Origin of the sequence: Alcanivorax sp. 24, assembly GCF_004360225.1 — a bacterium.
GTDB lineage: Bacteria > Pseudomonadota > Gammaproteobacteria > Pseudomonadales > Alcanivoracaceae > Alloalcanivorax > Alloalcanivorax xiamenensis.
In genome coordinates this window covers 152,053-167,558 of sequence record NZ_SNUA01000008.1, presented here as the reverse complement: position 1 = coordinate 167,558, position 15,506 = coordinate 152,053, and the positions used below count along the sequence as shown (strand labels likewise).

The 15,506-nt window shown below is 60.7% G+C and carries 11 protein-coding genes; 10 read left to right on the top strand and 1 reads right to left on the bottom strand.

Going from position 1 to position 15,506, the window contains the following annotated elements:
* The first annotated feature begins 181 nt into the window (after positions 1-181).
* The 6 genes from E0L37_RS12885 (at position 182) to E0L37_RS12855 (ending at position 6,472) form a co-directional block, all read left to right on the top strand.
* A complete protein-coding gene (locus tag E0L37_RS12885; protein WP_133492126.1) occupies positions 182-1,510 on the top strand; it encodes a TRZ/ATZ family hydrolase in 1,329 nt (442 codons plus the stop codon).
* Positions 1,507-2,220, top strand: a complete 714-nt coding sequence (gene ubiG, locus E0L37_RS12880; RefSeq protein ID WP_133492125.1) for a bifunctional 2-polyprenyl-6-hydroxyphenol methylase/3-demethylubiquinol 3-O-methyltransferase UbiG — start codon at positions 1,507-1,509, stop codon at positions 2,218-2,220. Before E0L37_RS12885 ends, ubiG begins: the two co-directional genes overlap by 4 nt.
* 15 nt (positions 2,221-2,235) lie before the next feature.
* Complete coding sequence (locus tag E0L37_RS12875; RefSeq protein ID WP_133492124.1) at positions 2,236-2,916, top strand: HAD-IA family hydrolase; 681 nt, start codon at positions 2,236-2,238, stop codon at positions 2,914-2,916.
* Positions 2,913-3,689, top strand: coding sequence for a YciK family oxidoreductase (locus E0L37_RS12870; RefSeq protein WP_133492123.1), 777 nt, complete (start codon positions 2,913-2,915; stop codon positions 3,687-3,689). The genes E0L37_RS12875 and E0L37_RS12870 overlap by 4 nt, the downstream gene beginning before the upstream one ends.
* Positions 3,690-4,097: 408 nt before the next feature.
* Positions 4,098-5,279 carry a putative solute-binding protein gene (locus E0L37_RS12860; protein WP_133492122.1) on the top strand — a complete coding sequence of 394 codons (1,182 nt, stop codon included), beginning with the start codon at positions 4,098-4,100 and terminating at the stop codon, positions 5,277-5,279.
* A 146-nt stretch (positions 5,280-5,425) separates the two neighbouring features.
* Entirely contained in the window at positions 5,426-6,472 is a 1,047-nt protein-coding gene (locus E0L37_RS12855; protein ID WP_133492121.1) for a putative solute-binding protein, read from the top strand.
* A gap of 7 nt (positions 6,473-6,479) precedes the next feature.
* Here E0L37_RS12855 and E0L37_RS12850 read toward each other — a convergent pair whose 3' ends face one another.
* A complete protein-coding gene (locus tag E0L37_RS12850) occupies positions 6,480-7,838 on the bottom strand; it encodes an AarF/ABC1/UbiB kinase family protein (protein ID WP_201303708.1) in 1,359 nt (452 codons plus the stop codon).
* 425 nt (positions 7,839-8,263) lie between these two features.
* Between E0L37_RS12850 and E0L37_RS12845 the strand changes: the two genes are divergently transcribed.
* The 4 genes from E0L37_RS12845 (at position 8,264) to E0L37_RS12830 (ending at position 15,426) form a co-directional block, all read left to right on the top strand.
* Entirely contained in the window at positions 8,264-9,289 is a 1,026-nt protein-coding gene (locus tag E0L37_RS12845) for a hypothetical protein (protein ID WP_133492120.1), read from the top strand.
* A gap of 72 nt (positions 9,290-9,361) precedes the next feature.
* Entirely contained in the window at positions 9,362-10,375 is a 1,014-nt protein-coding gene (locus tag E0L37_RS12840; protein ID WP_133492119.1) for a putative solute-binding protein, read from the top strand.
* Between the two features lie 164 nt (positions 10,376-10,539).
* Entirely contained in the window at positions 10,540-12,885 is a 2,346-nt protein-coding gene (locus tag E0L37_RS12835; protein WP_133492118.1) for a TRAP transporter large permease subunit, read from the top strand.
* A gap of 168 nt (positions 12,886-13,053) precedes the next feature.
* Positions 13,054-15,426: a TRAP transporter large permease subunit gene (locus tag E0L37_RS12830; RefSeq protein WP_133492117.1), complete on the top strand. Its 2,373-nt coding sequence runs from the start codon at positions 13,054-13,056 to the stop codon at positions 15,424-15,426.
* The last annotated feature ends 80 nt before the right edge of the window (positions 15,427-15,506 follow it).

The following is a 15,506-nucleotide window of genomic DNA, read 5'->3' as shown; positions in this document are numbered from 1 at the left end:
GCACAGCAGCGAGCAAGCGTGTTGCGTGTTGCGTGTTGCGTGTTGCGTGTTGCGTGTTGCGTGTTGCGTGTTGCGTGTTGCGTGTTGCGTGTCAGCGTGCAGCGGTTTCCCCGGACAGGCTATACTCGCCGCCAGTTTGGCCGCCACCGTCCGGCGGCCCCGGTAAAGCAAGGAGCCTTGAATGAGCGACAATCAGGCCGACCTGGTCCTGCACGCCCGCTGGGTGGCGCCAGTGGCGCCGGACGCCACGCTACTGGAACAGCACGCCGTGGTGGTGCGCGGCGACACCATCGTCGACCTGCTGCCGAGCGCACTGGCGGACCAGCAATGGCGGGCCACGGAGGTGCGTCGGCTGGACCAGCACCTGCTGATTCCGGGGCTGGTCAACGCTCACACCCACGCCGCCATGAACCTGTTTCGCGGCCTGGCCGACGACCTGCCCCTGATGACCTGGCTGGAAAAGCACATCTGGCCGGCCGAGGGGCGCTGGGTCAGTGACCCGTTCGTGTACGAGGGCACCCGGCTGGCGGCGGGGGAGATGATCCGCGCCGGCACCACCTGCTTCGCCGACATGTATTTCTTTCCCGACGCGGTAGCCAAAGCCACCCTGGAAAGCGGTCTGCGGGCGGCCATTTTCTGCCCGCTGATGGACTTCCCCACGCCCATGGGGTCCGGCCCGGAGGACTATTTGCGACTGGCCACCGACGCCGTCGACCAATGGCGCCACGAGCCGCGGCTGTCGTTGGGATTCGGCCCGCACGCGCCCTACACGGTGTCCGACGGTCCGCTGGAAAAGGCCCTGACCCTGGCCGAGGAACTGGACCTGCAAATCATGATGCACGTGCACGAAACCGCCGGTGAAATTCAGCAGGCGGTGGAGCACAACGGTGACCGGCCACTGGCGCGGCTGCGCCGGCTGGGCCTGCTGACACCGCGCCTGTTGGCCGTGCACATGACCCAGTTACTGGACGAGGAAATCCAGTGGTTGGCCGAGACCGGCACTCATGTGGTGCATTGCCCGGAGTCCAACCTGAAACTGGCCAGCGGCTTCTCGCCGCTCTACAAACTGCGCCAGGCCGGCGTCAACGTCGCCCTGGGCACCGACGGCGCCGCCAGCAACAACGATCTGGACATGATCGGAGAAATGCGCGCCGCCGCGCTCCTGGCCAAGGGGGTCAGCCTGCGCGCGGACGCCCTGCCCGCCGCCGAGATTCTGGAAATGGCCACCCTGGGCGGCGCCCGCGCCCTGGGACTGGATGACCGCATCGGTTCCCTGCAAGCGGGCAAACAGGCCGATCTGGTGGCGGTGAATCTGGCCCGCCTGGAGACCCAGCCGGTTTACGACCCGGTGGCACAGTTGGTCTATGCCGCCGGCCGCGACCAGGTCACCGATGTCTGGGTCGCCGGCCGCGCCCTGTTAAAAGAGCGGAACCTGCTCACCCTCAACGAGGCCCAACTGGTGCACAATGCTCAACAATGGCAACGGAAAATCGCCGGAGAAAGCCAATGAACGAAGTAACCCGCCGCAACGTGGACAACAGCGAAGTCGCCAAATTCAACGCGCTGGCGGAGCGCTGGTGGGACCCGAACTCCGAATTCCGGCCGTTGCACGACATCAACCCGCTGCGCCTGAACTACATCGATGAGCGAGTGGATTTGCCCGGCAAAACCGTCATCGACATCGGCTGCGGCGGTGGCCTGCTCTCCGAAGGCATGGCCCGCCGGGGCGCCACCGTCACCGGCATCGACATGGGCGAAGCGCCGCTGGCCGTGGCACGGCTACATGCCGAACAGAGTGGCGTGGAAGTGGAATACCTGCAAACCCCGGCGGAAGACATCGCCGCCGAGCGGGCCGGCCAGTATGACGTGGTCACCTGCCTGGAAATGCTGGAACACGTCCCGGACCCGTCCTCCGTGATCCGCGCCTGCGCCACGCTGGTCAAGCCCGGCGGCCAAGTGTTCTTCAGCACCATCAACCGCAATCCGAAGTCATTCCTGTTCGCCATTGTCGGCGCCGAGTACGTGCTGCGCCTGCTGCCGCGCGGCACCCATGAATACGCCAAACTGATCCGCCCGTCTGAACTGGCGGGCTGGTCCCGGGATGCCGGCCTGGATGTGCGCGACACCACTGGCATGACCTACAACCCGATCACCCAGGTGTACAAATTGAACCGGGACGTCTCGGTCAATTACCTGATGCACGCGGTTAAAGCGGTCTGACACTAGCGAGGCTCCATGACATCTCTGCAGGCCGTCTACTTCGATCTGGACGGCACCCTGATCGACACCGCGCCGGACTTTTATAGCGTGCTCAATAACCTGTTGGCGGAGCACGACCGCCCGGCGGTGAGCTATGCGGCGGTGCGCGCCAATGTATCCAACGGCGCCCGGGCGCTGACCGAGTTGGGCTTTGGCCTGGGCCCGGAAGACGACGCGTTCGACAATTACCTGAATCAGTTGCTCGACGCCTACGCCGGTCATCTGGCGGTGGACACCCGGCTGTTCGAAGGGATGGCCGACTCCCTGGACTGGCTCGACCGGCACCGCCTGCCCTGGGGTATCGTCACCAACAAACCGGAACGCTTCACGGTGCCGGTGCTTGAGGGTCTGGGTCTGGCGACACGGGTTGGCGCGGTGGTCTGCCCGGATCACGTGCGGCAGCGCAAACCGGACCCGGAGGGTTTGCTGATGGCGGCCAGGCGCGATGGTGTTAACCCCGCCGCCTGCCTTTACGTCGGTGATCATCTGCGCGACATTCAGGCTGGCAAAAACGCCGGTATGGCCACCGCGGTGGCCGCGTTCGGTTACATCGACGCCGATGACGACCCCCGCGGCTGGCAGGCGGACCACCTGCTGGAGCGGGGCGAAGACCTGTTACCCTTACTGAAAACCCTGACAAGCGGGAGCCTGACATGACCGATCTGCAGTCCCTGAATAGCCAGGCGGTGACGTATCAATGTCCGGATAACGCCTTCAAGGATCGCATCATCCTGGTGACCGGCGCCGGCGACGGCATCGGCCGGGCCGTGTCCCTGGGACTGGCCCGGCACGGCGCCACCGTGATCCTGCTGGGCCGTACCCAGTCGAAGCTGGAAGCGGTGTACGACGAAATCAAAGCCGCCGGCGGCCCCGAACCGGCCCTGGCGCCGGTCAACATGACGGTCGCCCGTCCCAGTGATTATCTGGAGCTGGCCAGCCTGTTCGAAAAAGAGTTCGGTCGTCTGGACGGCGTGCTCCACAACGCCTCGCTGCTTGGCGACATCACTCCCATGGACGGCTACAGCGCCGACACCTGGGACTCGGTCATGCAGGTGAACGTCAACGCCGCCTTCTACCTGACCCAGGCGCTGTTGCCGTTACTTCGCGACAGCGACGACGCCCGCATCCTGTTCACTTCATCCAGTGTCGGCCGGCGCGGCCGCGCCTACTGGGGAGCCTATTCGGTGTCCAAGGCAGCCACCGAAAATCTGGCCCAGGTACTCGCCGAGGAACTGGAAAACACCTCCAGGATCCGTGTCAACACGGTGAATCCAGGCGCCACCCGCACCGCCATGCGCGCCAATGCCTACCCCGGCGAAGACCCGATGACGTTGAAAACCCCGGAACAGCTGTTGCCGGTCTATCTGTATCTGCTGGGCCCGGATAGCAGCAACGTAAATGGCGTTTCTCTGGACGCACAGCCGAAATAACGCTGGACGCTGGACGCTGGACGCTGGACGCTGGACGCTGGACGCTGGACGCTGGACGCTGGACGCTGGACGCTGGACGCTGGACGCTGGACGCTGGACGCTGGACGCTGATAATGCAAAACCAGCCCCAACACCCTGGCAAGAACTAAAATACTTATTTACTTCCGCAACGCCCACAGCCCCGGGTTTTGACTTTAGCGTCTGGCGTCTGGCGTCTGGCGTCCGGCGTCCGGCGTCCGGCGTCCGGCGTCCGGCGCCCCTATGCAATTTCCCCTTGGCCTTAGCGACAAAGCCAAACGTCGTCATGGTGCCCGGCAACCGGAACAACTGTGCTATTACTTTTTGCACGGGCCCGAGAAAGCGGTCCTCGTGTCATAGCGCCCACACCAACAACAAAAAGGGACCTTTATGAACGCCTTATTGATGAGGGCCGTCACACTCCTTGTCCTGCTCTCTGGCGCCGTTAACGTCAGCGCCGAGGATCTGAGGTTGTCGCCGGAACAAAAAGCGAAAATGGAAAAACTGCTGCCCGGGGTCACCATCAGCGATTCGCTGGTATCGGAACTGGCCAGCGTCTTTTACTCACGAGACATGCCGGTGCGGGTACGGCTCAAGGCGATCAGCAAGTTGGTGGGCATCGACCAGATGCCGCCGGGCACCGCGCTCAAGCGCAAGATCTGCATCTGGGATATCGCCGGTCGCAACGGACCGATCTTTCACGCCGCCATGGAGCAGCGGGCTCTGGCGCTGGAGTACGGCATCAATCTGGAGATGATCCCGTTCACCAATGAGTCGATCATGGTGGATGAATTGAAAGCCGGCCGCTGCGACGCCGCCCTGATGACCGGCTTTCGTGCCCGTGATTTCAATGTCTACACCGGCACCATCGATTCCATCGGCGGGGTGCCAGACAATGACCACATGCGCACCCTGCTGGAAGTACTCGCCCACCCCAGCCAGGCGGACAAAATGGTGCATGGCGACTACGTGATCATGGGCGTGTACCCCGGCGGCGCCGCCCATATCTTCGTCAATGACAAGCAGATCAGCTCCCTGGCCAAGGCCGCCGGCAAGAAAGTGGTGGTGCTGGACTATGACAAGACCCAGGCGGAGATGGTCGCCGGTATCGGCGCCACGCCGGTGCCCTCGGATATCGTCAGCGCCCCGAACAAATTCAACAACGGCGTGGTGGATATTCTGGCCGCCCCGCTGATCGCCTACGAGCTTCTGGAGCTGTACAAGGGGATGACGCCGGACGGCGGTATCGTCGATTTTCCGCTGGCGCAGATCAGCATGCAGCTGGTGGGCCGGCTGGACAAATTTCCCAACGAGATCGCCCAACTGGTGCGCGAAGCGTCGTTCGAGGCCTACGACCGCATCCGCGCGCGGGTGAAGATCGAGGAGGATCGGGTGCCGGACCGCTGGTGGATCCATATCCCGGATAAGGAACGCCGCGTTTATGAAAGCATGATGCAAGACGCCCGCAATGTGTTGCGCAAGCAAGGTTACTATGACGGCCGCATGCTCGACCTGCAAAAGCGGATTCGCTGCAAATACACGCCGTCACGCGGCGAATGCTCCAGTTCCTAGGGCATCTCTGAAAAGCGCTCCGTCATCCTGGGCGTGACCCGGGATCTCCTTCTGGAGAGTACACCATTTGGTAAGTAGAGATGCCGGATCGAGTCCGGCATGACGTTTTCCAAAGCCCCCCGGCAACGGATGGAGAGACACTGACCATGATCCATGGCTGGAGATATGCCACTGCGTTCTTGCTGGTGCTGTTTGGCCCCGCCGTCCCGGCCATGGCCGAACCCGCCCCCGGCGCGGTTACCAAGGCGTTCCAGGAGCGCCGCCATCTGACCGTCTGCATCTGGGATCTGGTCGGCCGTAACGGACCGATTTTCTCCGTGGCCCAGGACCAGAAGGCCCGTTTCCTGGAGTACGGATTGGACATTGATCTTGAGCCCTACACCAATGAACGGGTGATGGTGGAGGCGCTCAAGGCGCGCCAGTGCGACGCCGCACTGATGACCGGCATGCGCGCGCGGCTTTTCAACAAGTACACCGGCACCATCGATTCCATCGGCGGCGTGCCCAGTGAAGAGCACATGCGCATCCTGCTGGAGGTATTGGCCAATCCGAAATCGGCACCGCGCATGGTGGAAGGTGACTACGTGATCCTCGGCATCGCTCCCGCCGGCGCCGCCTATATTTTCGTCAACGACAAACGCATCAATACCCTGGCCAAGGCCGCCGGCAAGAAAGTGGCGGTTCTCGATTACGACCCGACGCAGGCGGAGATGGTCGCCCAGGTGGGCGCGTCACCCGTGCCATCGGATCTGGTCAGCGCGCCCAACAAGTTCAACAACGGCGTGGTGGATGTGCTGGCGGCGCCGTTAGCCGCCTATCAGATCATGGAGCTGTACAAGGGTATGACGCCGGACGGCGGTATCATCGACTATCCGCTGGCGCAGATCAGCCTGCAGCTGGTGGGCCACAAGGACCGCTTCCCGGCGGATATGGCGCAGATTTCGCGGGAGCTGTTCTTCGAGGGGTACCAGAAGATGATGGATCGCGTGCATCTGGAATCCCGCCAGGTACAGGACCATTGGTGGGTGCCGATTCCGGACCGGGACAAACAGGACTATGAGGTGATGATGCGCGATGCCCGCCTGCAGTTGCGCGGGCAGGGCTACTACGACGGCGACATGCTCAACCTGCAACAACGGATCCGTTGCAAGCTGGACGCACGCCGCGCCGAGTGCGCCAATCCGGTGGAGTAAACCGGTTCTAGGAATCTTCCGTGGGTATCTGCTCCAGAGCGCCAAACATATCCACGCGCTGATCATTGAACAGATCCAGTTCCGGCGCCAATGCCTGCACGTAGCGGTCGAAATAGAGAAACTGCTTGAGCAGCAGAGCGAACTCCCGCGGGAACCGGATACCGTGGTCCTCGCCGATGCGCACCAGATCCATCAGCAAACGATTGACCTCACGATCATTGCGGTCGGCCTGCACCAACGATGACGGATCCACCCGGGTGAGGCGCTCCTGCAAAGCGGTGATATCCCGCGCCAGCGCATCCACATCCACTTCTTCCCGGGTCATGCCCACCATCACCATGGACCGGGCCATGGTCTGGACGTCGCCATTGCCAATCGCCTCAAGAAAACTGGACATGCCCTCCCAGGCCTCCCGGCGAATACGCCCGACCATGCCAAAGTCGATGAAGCCGACACGGCCGTCCTCCAGCACCATCAGGTTGCCGGCGTGCAGATCGGCGTGGAAGAAATCACACAACATCAGGCTGGAAAACCAGGTGTTCAAGGCAGTGATCAACACCCCGGCGGGGTCGTCGGTATACTCACGCAGAGCACCGAGATCCGTGATCGGCATGCCGTGCAACCGTTCCATGGTCAACACCCTGGTGGTGGTATGGGACCGGATCGGGCGCGGCGCCACCACGGCCCGGTTACCGGTCCGCGCCAGGAAATCGTTGAATTGCTCCAGATTACGGGCTTCCTGAAGAAAATCGCATTCCTCCATCATTCCCGCCTGCAGTTCCTCGATCACCCCGGACAGCGCCGAGCGGCTCAGGCCCGGTGCCAGGGATTCGATGACCCGGGCGGAAAAGTAGAGAAAATTGAAATCGGTGAGCAGTACGTTGCGCACCCCAGGGCGCTGCACCTTGATCACCACTTCGGCCCCATTGTGCAGCCGCGCTGCGTGCACCTGGGCGATGGAAGCGCTGGCCAGCGGGCGCGGATCCACCCACTCGAAGTGCTGCTCCAGACCGCCACCGAGCTCCTCCTCCACCACCCCGCGAATATAGTGAAACGACAGCGGAGGGGTCCGATCCAGACATTTCTGGAAGGCCTCCACGTACTCTTCCGGAAACAGCGATGGCGAGCTGGCGATGAACTGCCCCAGCTTGATGTACGTCGCGCCCAGGGATTCAAAAGTAGCACGCAACCGTTCCGGCAGAGCGTCACGATCACCAAGTGCCCAGCCCAGCCCCTGGCGACCGACCACACCAAGGGTCTCAATGATGCGCAGGGCGCCTCGCGCTGTGTTCCTTGCCAGCGCCAGGCCGGAGCGCTCACGCAACAGATCGGCGCGAGCGCCGGTAACCGAAGAAGGCTGTGTCATCACGTCTGTGTCCCTGTTTAAAAATGAATCACCCTGGGCCGCTAAACTACCGGAAAAGGGGAACCATAAAAACCGCGATGGTTTTTACCTCGAGGTTAATTATGACCAGCCGGTCTTTCTGTCCCCTTTTTTTATCCGGGTTCACGAGTGTCCACTCAAAGATCCAATTGTTAAAAGATAACCGCCTGATTTTATTACCAAGATCACGGAAGGCCCAGCGTTTAGGCAAACTTCATTGGCTGTTCCGACAGGAGAGCGCCGACGTACGGTCATTTCCCCTGGTCCCTTGCAAATCCATGATCCCCTTGCTGGCGTCCATATGTAATGGCTTACATGCATTTTTGTAATTGGCGCTTGTGTCAACGGGCGTGCGTTGTGTACCGTCAATTTTCCACGTCGAGAACAATAAAAAGGAGCTAAAAGGAATGCGTTCTCTAATAACCAAAATGCTGCGACCCGCGCGTGTACTGATCGCCGGCGGCGCCCTGCTCGCACTGCAGGGCTGTGGCATGATCTATAAAACCACCGGGGATATTCTGGTCAGCTTCGGCCAGGCGGAATTAATGCCTTATATGCTGGCCTACGATGATGTGCGCATGGGCTGCATCATGGGTGAAGCCCAGACTCCTCTCCTGATGTCCTTCGAAACCGTGGGCTCCCATCCGGGACGCTTGGGTGTGATGACCTTCGTGACCTCGGCGGTATGCGCCGAACAGCTTGCGCTGGAATCCGAGCTACGCTACCTGCGTGCCATGAAGGAAGGCCGGGTCGCCGAAGCCCAGGATGCCCGCATCGAGCAAAAACGCTGGTCCGCCCTGGCCGCCGAGCGACTGCTCACCGCCTACGATCGCCTGGAAGTGGAATACGGCAAGCTGGACGAAGGCGAGTGCCCCAAACTGAATCGAAAACTGGATCAACTGGTCTGGCTGGTGGGTAACATTGCCGGCGCTCAGGCTCTAGTGGCCGACGGCGCCGCCGACGGTGTGGTCGGCGTGCCGCGGGATATTGTCGGTAAGGTCGCCCGCAACGCGTCCTGCCTGAGCAACGAGAACTGGTGGGGCGCACCGGAAGGTTTGCGTGCCACGATCTGGAACCTGCTGCCACAGCTGGCTCCGGAAGGCGCGCAGCCCTGGCCGAAGCTGGAACAGTCCGCCGAGATGGGCTTCGAAAAAGGCGTGCGTCTGGGCAGCGCTTTCCTGGCGCTGAGCGCTTACAGCAAGGGCGACAATGATCGTCTGCGCTCAGCGATCCGCGACTTCGCCGCCAACGACGAAAACCTGGACCCGGACTACGCCATGATCGACGCCATCGCCGGTGTCCTGATACAGGGCCTGTCCGATCGCATGTGGACCGAAGCCACCGGCAAACGGACTCCGGTGAACGGCCTGGGCACCTTCTGGGATGACCAGCCCTCTTCCGGCTCCAAAGTTGACATCGACGATCTGCTGTAACGGGACCGGAGGGCCTTTCCCCGTTGGAAGGCCTTCCTCCCGATAATCAAAAAAACCAGGAGAGACGACCTCATGCGCTACAAGAAAGCGTTAACCGCCGTGATGGCGACCGTACTGGGCCTGGCCGCGGCCGGTGCCAATGCCGCCGAGAAACGGACCTTGTGTGTCTTTGACATCATCGGTGCCAGTGGCGACGTCTACAACGTGATGAAGGACTACCGCACCGCCGCCGCCGGTTGGGGCGCCGACATCGACCTCAAGCCCTACACCGACGAGAAAATCGCCGCCGAGTCCCTCAAGGCCGGCCAGTGTGATGGCGCGGTACTGACCGGTTTGCGGGTACGCCAGTTCAACCACTACTCCGGCAGCATGGAAGCAATTGGCGCGATTCCCGATTACGAGCATCTGCGTACCGTGATCCAGGTGCTGTCCAGCGACACACCGTCCATCAACGAAAAGATGACCTCCGGCCCCTATACCATTGGCGGCCTGATGCCCATGGGCGCGGCTTATCTGTTCGTCAAGGACAAGAGCATCAACGATGTCAACGCTCTGTCCGGCAAATCCATCTCGGTGATGGAATACGACCCGGCCCAGGCGCAGATGGCCGCCAAGGTGGGTATGTCCCCGGTACTGTCGGACATCACCAACTTCGCCGGCCGTTTCAACAACAATTCCGTGGATATCTGCTTCGCTCCGGTGGTGGCCTATTCCGCGCTCGAGCTGTACAAGGGACTGCAACCCGATGGCGGCATCATCCGCTATACCCTCGGCCAGCTCACCAATCAGATCGTGCTGCGCAAGGACCGCTTCTCCGAGGATTTCGTCAAGCAGTCCCGCAAGTTCATGTTCGGTCAGTTTGACCGCGCGATGACCATCATTAACAACGCGGAAAACGAGGTGGACAAGAAGTGGTGGATCGAGCTGCCCGAGGAGGACAAACGTGGCTATGACGAAATGCTGCGTGAGGCTCGTATCGAGATGACCCAGGACGGTATTTACAGCAAGGACCTGACCAACCTTCTTCTGAAGGTGCGTTGCAAGTACGACCCTTCCCGCGCGGAATGCGCCAATCCTCAAGAGTAACATCTGAAACCGCGGGGCCGGCATCCGGCCCCGTTCTCCATTCCCTCCACCACTTGTGGCGCTTCGGCCATACCGGCGCGAAGGGGTGCAGTATATGCTCGCTCGAAAAGGTCGTTTTCATACGCGGCGATCTCATTGCTGGCATAACAAAAACCGGGTGAAAAATGGATAAACCAACCTTTACCGTGGCGAACCGTTCCATTAAGGAATGGGTATCCTCCCTGCCGACCCTGATCATCCTCCTGCTGACGATTTTTCTTTCTTCCGGTGAAATTATTCACTCCCAATTATTGAAGATCGGTGAAAACACCTGGGAGAGTTATTTCCTGCTGCGTGGCGCCGGCATGGTGCAACAGCCAACCTGTAACCCGGACCCAAACATCGATCAGCTCACCCGGGAAATCGTCCGCAAGCGCCAACAGGAAAGCGCTAATGATCCGCTGGCGGACGTGCTCGGCACGTCGGAGATCAACGAGGGCGCGATTCGTCAGTCTCTGGAGCGCTCCAGGGAAAACTGCCGGACTCGCTGGGAGCGTTTCCAGACCATAGAGGAAAGGGTTACACCCGGTGTCATCGCCTTCCGCACCGTCGAGGGCGGCGTGGCGAAAATCGTCTCCACGCTTGGCGACTACAAACGCCTGCTGCTGTGTCTGCTGGTATTGATTTGCGCGGCCACCGCCACACTGGGACGGCATCATATTGCCCTACGGCCGCAAAGGACGGTCAAGGATTATCTTGTTTCCACCACGGCACAGTTGATCGCCAATGCGCTGCTGCTTTCCTCCGCTTTCGTTTATCGTATGGAGGAAGTCGCCGCCATGGAGTCCGGCGTGCGCGTCGGCCATTTCTATTTACATCAGTTCTGGATCGCCGGCTTCGCCATTCTCACCGCCGCCTCCCTGTACCAGTTGATGAGCCGTCCCAAGGATCTGGAATCCGGCGGTTCCTGGAGCAAGGCTCTGCTCACTATTCCGCTCTACAGTTTCATGGCTTTGACCGCTTCGGCACAGTTCCTCAGTCAGGGTTATTACCATGGCATCGCCGTGTATCTGGGCATGATGATGGAGATGTCCACGCTGTTCCTGAACCTGGCGCTGTACATCTGGATCGGTATGATGCTGAAACAGACCAAGCTGGCTCATCTGGTATTCGATGTACTGCGGCCCTGGAAGATGTCGCCGGAACTGATGGCCTTCGTGGTGCTGGCGGTGGCGGCCATCCCCACCGCTTACACCGGCGCGTCCGGCATCTTCGTGATTGCCGCCGGGGCCACCATCTATAACGAACTGATCCGTGCCGGGGCGCGCAAGCAACTGGCGCTGGCCGCCACCGCCATGTCCGGCTCCATGGGCGTGGTGCTGCGTCCTTGCCTTCTGGTGGTGATCATCGCCGCGTTGAACAAGAGCGTAACCACCACCGAACTGTTCAATTCCGGCATCAAGATTTTTATTCTCAGCCTGGTGCTGTTCTTCATCTACAGCCAGTTCGCACGTACCTCACCAGCTCGCATCGCGCCGTTCTCCGAGGCTTTGCCGCACAGTCTGAAACGACTGATACCTCTGCTGCCTTACGGCATCGTGGTCGGCACCGTCCTGGTGTTCTTCAGCGATGTTCTGAACCGCCACCTGGATGAGTTCTCCGCTCCGATCATTCTGCCGGTAATGCTGCTGGCCGTGCTGTTCTACGAAAAGCTAAGTCGCCACTGTTTGCACCTGTTCGCGCTGGCGTTGATTCCCATGCTGGCGATGTCCTTCATGGACACCTGGCATGGCTATCAGGCATTGCAGAGCGGGGAGATCCCCACCGGCTGGACCACCGTGACCCTGCAGAATCATCTTTGGGGCCTGTTCTGGCGGAACGTGATTCTTGGCGGCTTTATCGTCGTTCACTACCTCGTGGCGCCCCGCATGAAAGGCAATGGCGACACGGATCCCCACTACGCTCCCGAGGAAGGTGTCTCGGAAAAACTGGAAGGCTCGCTGCGCTTCTCCACCAATGAGACCACCACTCACATCGGTGCTCTACTGATATTGATGGCGCTGTCGGTGAGCACCGGCGGCATCATCGAACGCTCTGGTTTGATGGAAATGCTGCCCGAGGCGTTTTCCTCGATCTGGATCGCGATGACCATTCTGGTGGTGACCATGGTGGTTATCGGCATGATCATGGACCCCTATGGCGCGGTGATCCTGGTGAACGCGACTATTGCCCAGGTGGCTTTCAATAACGGCATCGATCCGCTTCATTTCTGGATGATCACACTGGTGGCGTTCGAGCTGGGTTACCTGACACCGCCGGTGGCCCTCAACCACTTGTTGACGCGACAGGTGGTGGGTGACGACGAAGTGGAGAGCGCCAAACTTCACAGCGGCTCCTTCTTCCGCCGCTATGAGAAGTTCCTGCTGCCCATAGCGGTGATGCTCACGGCCCTGCTGGCGGTGAGCTATCTGCCGCTGATGTCCGAAGGGCTACACCAGTGGCTGTTCCATAAGATACAGGTGGCCATGTAAGCACCCGGTGTAAGTCAACTCCGTGATCACGGAAAAAGGGGCTCTCGCGGGCCCCTTTTGTATTCAACGCCGGAGTGGCTGAACGGACAGGAGAACAGCGACGCCAAACCGGACACACCGCGACATCAATAACAACAACCCATACCCATAAAAAAAGGAGAAGGGGCAATGGAAGAAAGAGCCATGGGGAAAACCGTGACAGGCAGCAGCGGGCACTGGCTTCGGCGGTCGCCGGCGGAATGGTTTTCGTCACTACCAACCCTGTTCGTGCTGCTACTGGCATTATTCCTCTCATCCGGAGAGATCATCCATTCGCAGCTACTGAAGATCGGGGAAAACACCTGGGAAAGTTACTTCCTGCTGCGCGGCGCCGGCGTCATGACCGAGCCAACCTGCAACCCCGATCCGAACATCAGCCGACTGACCCGGGAAACCCTGCAACGACGACAGGTCGAGGCCGCCAATGATCCGCTTGCCGGAGTGCTGGGCACGCCGAGCATCAACGAAGATGCCATCCGCCAGTCACTGCGGCGATCACGGGAAAACTGTCGGGGCAAATGGGACCGCTACCGGACCATCCAGGAAAGGGTCACCCCTTCGGTGGTGATGTTCCGCAATGTGGAAGGTGGCGTGGCCTGGGTGGTGTCCTCCCTGGGCGACTACAAACGTCTGTTACTTTGTCTGCTGCTGATGATCTGTGCCACTCGCACCACGCTGGGCCGGCACCATATTGCCCTGCGCCCGCAACGCACGATCAAGGATCACCTCGTCTCCACCACCGCTCAGCTGATCGCCAACGCGCTGTTGCTGTTCTCTGCCACGGTCTATCGCATTGAAGAGGCGGCGGCGATGGAGACCGGCGTTCGGGTCGGCCACTTCTATTTGCATCAGTTCTGGATCGCCGGTTTCGCCGTGTTGACCGCGGCGTCACTGTATCAGTTGGTCCGATTCCCCAAGGGCCTGGAATCCGGCGGTTCCTGGGGCAAGGCCCTGCTCACCATTCCGCTTTACACTTTCATGTGTCTGTCGGCGTCCTTTCAGTTCATCAGCCAGGGGTACTACCACGGCATCGCCGTGTATCTGGGCATCATGATGGAAATGTCCACCATGTTTCTCAATCTGGCGCTGTATATCTGGATCGGCATGATGCTGAGGCAGACCCGGCTGACCCATCTGGTGTTCGACGTGCTGCGGCCCTGGCGTATGTCACCGGAACTGATGGCCTTCGTGGTGTTGGCGGTGACCGCCGTGCCTACCGCCTACACCGGCGCGTCCGGCATCTTCGTGATCGCCGCCGGGGCCACGGTGTACAACGAGATGATCCGGGCCGGCGCGCGCAAGCAACTGGCTCTCGCCACCACCGCCATGTCCGGTTCCATGGGCGTGGTGCTGCGCCCCTGTCTGCTGGTGGTGATCATCGCCGCGCTCAATAAGAACGTCACCACCACCGAGTTGTTCAGTTCCGGCCTCAAGGTGTTCATGCTCAGTCTGCTGCTGTTCTTCGTTTACAGTCAGTTCGCGCGCACCTCTCCGGCCCGCATCGCGCCGTTCTCCGAAGCCGTGCCGGCCAGTCTCAAGCGCCTGGTGCCGCTGCTGCCCTACGCCATTGTCGTCGGCGCGATACTGGTGCTGTTCAGCGACGTGCTGGACCGTCAACTGGATGAGTTCTCAGCCCCTATCATTCTGCCGGTGATGCTGCTGGCCGTATTGTTGTACGAGAAACTGAGCCATCACCTGCTGCACCTGTTCGCTCTGTTTCTGGTGCCGATGATCGTTCTCTCCTGCAACGATCTCTGGCAGGGATACCAGGCCCTTCAAAGCGGCGATCCGCCCACCGGCTGGACCCGGCTTACGCTGGAGAATCACCTGTGGGGGCTGTTTTCACGCAACCTGTTCCTGGCCGGGTTTCTGCTGGTGCACTATCTGATCGCGCCACGCATGACCAGGAGCGAGGCAATGGACCCTCACTACGCCCCCGAGGAGGGCGTCTCTGAAAAACTGGAAGGCTCGCTCCGTTTCGCCACCAACGACACCACCACCCATATCGGCGCCATGCTGATGCTGATGGCGCTGTCGGTGGGTACCGGCGGGCTGATCGAGCGCTCGGGGCTGGTGGAGATGCTGCCGGAGTCCTTCTCCTCGATCTGGATCGCCACCAGTATCCTGGTGGTGACCATGGTGATTCTGGGCATGATCATGGAGCCCTTCGGCGCCGTGGTGCTGGTCAACGCCACCGTCGCCCAGGTCGCCTTCAACAACGGTATCGATCCGCTGCATTTCTGGATGATCACCCTGGTGGCCTTCGAGTTGGGGTATCTGACCCCGCCGGTGGCGGTGAACCATCTGCTTACCCGACAAGTAGTGGGCGACGATGAGGTGGAGAGCGCCAGAGTTCATGGCGGCTCGTTCTTCCGCCGCTACGAAAAATATCTGCTGCCCATCGCGGTGATGTTCACCGCCCTGCTGCTGGTGAGTTACCTGCCGCTGCTGTCGGAAAGCCTGCATCAGTGGTTGTTCCAGAAAATCCAGATCGCCATGTGACCACTCGCTTCCGCTATCGGCCTTGCTTCATCGCGCCGATAGCGGATAATCAGGCCCCCAATATGAAAAAAGCAGGTCCG

What these genes read in the sequence shown, in the direction of transcription:
- E0L37_RS12885 (WP_133492126.1), top strand. Translation starts at nt 182, where the DNA reads ATGAGCGACAATCAGGCCGACCTGGTCCTGCACGCCCGCTGGGTGGCG.
- ubiG (WP_133492125.1), top strand. Translation starts at nt 1,507, where the DNA reads ATGAACGAAGTAACCCGCCGCAACGTGGACAACAGCGAAGTCGCCAAA.
- E0L37_RS12875 (WP_133492124.1), top strand. Translation starts at nt 2,236, where the DNA reads ATGACATCTCTGCAGGCCGTCTACTTCGATCTGGACGGCACCCTGATC.
- E0L37_RS12870 (WP_133492123.1), top strand. Translation starts at nt 2,913, where the DNA reads ATGACCGATCTGCAGTCCCTGAATAGCCAGGCGGTGACGTATCAATGT.
- E0L37_RS12860 (WP_133492122.1), top strand. Translation starts at nt 4,098, where the DNA reads ATGAACGCCTTATTGATGAGGGCCGTCACACTCCTTGTCCTGCTCTCT.
- E0L37_RS12855 (WP_133492121.1), top strand. Translation starts at nt 5,426, where the DNA reads ATGATCCATGGCTGGAGATATGCCACTGCGTTCTTGCTGGTGCTGTTT.
- E0L37_RS12850 (WP_201303708.1), bottom strand. Translation starts at nt 7,838, where the DNA reads ATGACACAGCCTTCTTCGGTTACCGGCGCTCGCGCCGATCTGTTGCGT.
- E0L37_RS12845 (WP_133492120.1), top strand. Translation starts at nt 8,264, where the DNA reads ATGCGTTCTCTAATAACCAAAATGCTGCGACCCGCGCGTGTACTGATC.
- E0L37_RS12840 (WP_133492119.1), top strand. Translation starts at nt 9,362, where the DNA reads ATGCGCTACAAGAAAGCGTTAACCGCCGTGATGGCGACCGTACTGGGC.
- E0L37_RS12835 (WP_133492118.1), top strand. Translation starts at nt 10,540, where the DNA reads ATGGATAAACCAACCTTTACCGTGGCGAACCGTTCCATTAAGGAATGG.
- E0L37_RS12830 (WP_133492117.1), top strand. Translation starts at nt 13,054, where the DNA reads ATGGAAGAAAGAGCCATGGGGAAAACCGTGACAGGCAGCAGCGGGCAC.